The organism is Streptomyces sp. NPDC001093 (assembly GCF_040298985.1).
Classification (GTDB): Bacteria; Actinomycetota; Actinomycetes; order Streptomycetales; family Streptomycetaceae; genus Streptomyces.
Genome location: NZ_JBEPBF010000276.1, coordinates 1 through 2,485 on the forward strand (window position 1 = coordinate 1; position 2,485 = coordinate 2,485).

At 73.9% G+C, this 2,485-nt stretch carries 2 protein-coding genes; both read left to right on the forward strand.

Annotated elements, in window-relative coordinates; genetic code table 11:
• The first annotated feature begins 126 nt into the window (after window positions 1-126).
• Window positions 127-1,968, forward strand: a complete 1,842-nt coding sequence (locus ABT288_RS49795; RefSeq protein WP_351623430.1) for an LpqB family beta-propeller domain-containing protein — start codon at window positions 127-129, stop codon at window positions 1,966-1,968.
• A gap of 156 nt (window positions 1,969-2,124) precedes the next feature.
• A partial coding sequence (locus ABT288_RS49800) for a ComF family protein (protein ID WP_502973032.1) occupies window positions 2,125-2,485 on the forward strand: 361 nt, incomplete at its 3' end.

A 2,485-nucleotide genomic window follows, 5' to 3' on the forward strand; every position in this document is an offset into this window, starting at 1 on the left:
GCCAGCGGTGGGCCGGGGCACGGCGCGCGGAAGACGGGCCCACCACCCGTCCGGCACCCGGCGCGGGCGCGGCCCGGCCGGACACGGCAGACACGCAGGACTCGACCGAGCCAGGGGAGGCATTTCGTGGGCGCTGACCGCAGGGGGGGCGCCCGGCCCCGGCCGGGACGCGCGGTGGCGTACGCAGCCCTGGGGGCCGTACTGCTGGCCGGGTGTGCCTCGATGCCGGACAGCGGGGATCTGCGGAACGTGGAGTCCACGCCGCGGCAGGACACCGGGGTCCGGGTGTTCGCCATGCCGCCGGCCGAGGGTGCCGGGCCCGCCGAGATCATGCAGGGCTTCCTGGAGGCGCTGACCAGCGACGACCCGGCGTACGACACGGCCCGCAAGTACCTGACGTCCGATGCGGCGCGGGTCTGGCGGCCGGAGCAGTCGACCACGGTCCTCGCCAACGGGCCGAGTATCGAGCCGGACTGCCGGGCGGGCAGCGGGCGCGAGACGGCCAACAGCGTCACCTGTGTCCTCGCGGGCAGCATGGTGGCGACGGTGGACTCCCAGCAGGCGTACGAGCCGGCCGGCGGCTCCTACCAGAAGAAGGTGCACCTCACCCGGGACCCCAAGAACGGGCAGTGGCGCATCGACGCGCTGCCCGACGGTGTCGTCATGGGCAAGTCGGACTTCCAGCGCAACTACACGTCCGTCGACAAGTACTACTTCGCCTCCGACACGACGGTCGGGTCCACGGGGGAGCCGGTGGCGGTCGCCGATCCGGTGTTCGTACGCAGCAAGGTGGACCCGATGACGCAGATCGTCCGCTCGCTGCTGACCGGTCCCACGCGCTGGCTCGGGCCGGTCGTCAGGTCCAGCTTCCCGACCGGTACGGCCCTGCAGAAGGACGTGTCGGGGCTGGCGCCGGACGACCAGAACAAGCTGACCGTGCCGCTGAACCTCAAGGTGTCCCAGGTCGCGGCGACCAAGTGCACCGAGATGGCGACGCAGCTGCTGTTCACGCTGCGGAACCTGGCGCCGACGCTGGAGTCCGTCGAGCTGCAGGGCGTCGGCGGCCACCGGCTGTGCGACCTGAGCGAGGAGCGCGCCGAGGCCATCGCGTGGCACGGATCGGCCAAGAGCCCCGAGAACCTGTACTACCTCGACGGCAAGCACCGGCTGGTCCGGATGCCGACCGGGAGCAGCACCACCAGCGCCGTACCGGTGCCGGGTCCGCTGGGCGAGGGCGGCAAGGCCCTGGAGTCGGTGGCGGTGTCGCGGGACGAGCACAGCGCGGCCGGGGTCGGTGACCAGGGCAGGTCGTTGTACGTGACGTCGCTGGCGTCCGGCGGCTCGCTGGGGCAGGCGCTGGTGACCAGCCAGGGCGCGACTCCGGACGGGCGGCTGACGACACCGAGCTGGGACGCCCGCGGCGACCTGTGGGTGGCCGACCGGGACCAGCGCCGTCCGCGCTTGTACGTCCTGCAGCAGGATGCCGCCAAACCGGAGGAGGTCGCGGTTCCGGACCTGCCCGGGCGGATCACGGACGCGCGGGTCGCCGCCGACGGGGCGCGGATCGCGCTCGTCGTGGAGAAGAAGGACGGCACGCAGTCGCTGCTGATCGGCCGGGTCCAGCGCGACGACGGCACCGGGCAGGGCACGTCGGTGGTCGAACTGCGGTCGGCCGCGCCCGACTTGGAACAGGTCAGCGCCTTGTCGTGGGCCGGGGACAGCAGGCTGCTCGTGGCCGGCCGGGAGCAGGGCGGCGTGCTGCAGATGCGATACGTCCAGGTCGACGGCTCGACGCTCGACGGTCCGGCGCCGGGTGCGCTCACGGGCGTGAAGTCGATCGCCGCGTCCGAGGACGAGCGGGTGCCCCTGGTGGCCTACTCGCAGGACGACGGGATCGTACGGCTGCCGTCCGGGGCGCAGTGGCAGAAGGTGGACAAGGACGGGACGGCGCCGGTCTATCCGGGCTGAGCGTCGCCCGCACGTCTTCCCCCGGGTGGTCGCATACCGCCCGTCTACCGCCCGTCACCCGTGTGGGTGACGGGCGGTCTGCGTTCCGCCGGGTTGTCCACAGGGCGTTTTCCACAGGGGTGGCCGGGTCGCTTCCGCCTTGGCACAGTGGTGGACATGCGGGGGTGGTGGCAGGACCTCACCGACCTGGTGCTGCCGACCGACTGCGCGGGCTGCGGAGCACCTCGTACGGTGCTCTGTCCGCGGTGCCGGGGCGCGCTGTACGGCCGCGCGCCGCGGCGGGTGCGGCCGGTGCCGGAGCCGGCCGGGCTGCCGGTGGTGCATGCGGTGGCTCCCTACGCGTCGGAGGTGCGCACGCTGCTTCTCGCGCACAAGGAGCGGGGCGCGCTGGCCCTCGCGGGAACCCTGGGCGCGGCCCTGGCGGGAGCCGTCCGGGCGGGGCTCGGTGGGAGCGGTGCCGGTGGCCCTGCCGGCGTCGGTCCCGGTGCGGGCGCCGGCCGCGGGGCCGTGGCCGGCG